This is a genomic window from Butyricicoccus sp., from assembly GCF_050872565.1.
Lineage (GTDB): Bacteria > Bacillota > Clostridia > Oscillospirales > Butyricicoccaceae > Butyricicoccus_A.
The window spans coordinates 1-1,305 of record NZ_JBNMHC010000488.1; the positions used below are offsets into that span (position 1 = coordinate 1).

Consider the following 1,305-nt stretch of genomic DNA (forward strand, 5'->3'; position numbering starts at 1 on the left):
AATGCCCAGCAGGATGGTTGCCAGCTGTGCCCCGACCTTTGTCTTGATATGTGTCTTTGCCCATTCGCCAAACGCCGCAGAGCCGCCTGCATTATTCATCAGCGCAACAATTGTGCCGAGCAAAATCAGGAAAATCAAAATACCCACATTGCCGGAATCCGACAGCACAGATAAAAAGCCGTCATTGAGCACATGGGTAACGGTTCCCTCAAAACTGCAATGGGAAAACAGCAGACCGCCGACAACGATGCCGGCAAACAGAGAGCTGTATACCTCCTTTGTCAGCAACGCCAAGGTAATTGCTACGATTGGCGGCATGAGTGCCCATGCAGTTCCTGTTACATCACCCGACTGACGCGCGATAACAAGCAGAATGATACACACGACTGCAATCAGCGCCAGAATAGACCGTTTGAGAATGGTTCGTTTCTTTCTCATATTGCCTTTCATATCTTCTCCTCTCTCGAATTCCACGCTCTTTTGAAATTCGACAGTATTTTACATCTTAGTATAGCGCCTTTTGCGCCAATTGAAAAGTCTTTGTTAAGAAACTGTTATAGGCAGAACCAACAAAATTTTCTTTCTAGCAAGCAAAAGGCTCGAAAGGCAGTGCTTTCGAGCCTTTTTTTGCGTTGTCAATCTCTGCGCAATGCATCAATCGGATTGAGGTTCGCCGCCTTAACAGCCGGAATGACACCGGAAATGACACCGATGACAATGGACAGCAGTACGGCTGCCAGCATCGCCGGAATACTGATTGCTGTCGGTGTACCGGTCAGCAGACTGATAATCTTTGACAGCACCAATCCGCTGATCACGCCAATCAAGCCGCCGATGCAGGTCAAAACAGACGCTTCTGTCAAGAACTGTCCCAAGATAACGCCGCGTTTTGCACCCAATGCCTTTTTTAATCCAACTTCGCGGGTACGTTCCGTGACAGATACCAGCATAATATTCATGACGCCAATCGCACCAACGATCAGCGAAATGCCAGCGATCCAGATCAGCTGTTTGCCGGACGAATCAGACAGATCTTGCAGCTGCTGTGCCGCCTGTTTGATGCTTGGACTGTCATAAGAAGCCTCCGAGGTATCCAGCATCGGGAATGACGCATTAATAATCTCGCTCGCTGCCTCACCGACCGCTGTCATATTATCCGTTGTGTCCGCACGAAGTGCCACATTCTGCGGCTCATCAAATTGATAGACAATCGGCCAAGTCGTATTCGGAATCAGTACGATGCCATTGCTATTCCCGCCTGCATACATATGGTAATCGCTGTAGCTGTTAATGACCTTTGTCGAT

Annotated in this window: 1 protein-coding gene and 1 pseudogene; both read right to left on the reverse strand. The window is 48.7% G+C overall.

Annotated elements, in window-relative coordinates:
- Positions 1 to 450 (reverse strand): annotated as a pseudogene (locus ACR0P9_RS12795) (Na+/H+ antiporter NhaC family protein); the annotation flags it as partial.
- Between the two features lie 185 nt (positions 451 to 635).
- Positions 636 to 1,305 (reverse strand): ABC transporter permease (locus ACR0P9_RS12800; RefSeq protein WP_432620735.1); only part of this gene is annotated, 670 nt, incomplete at its 5' end.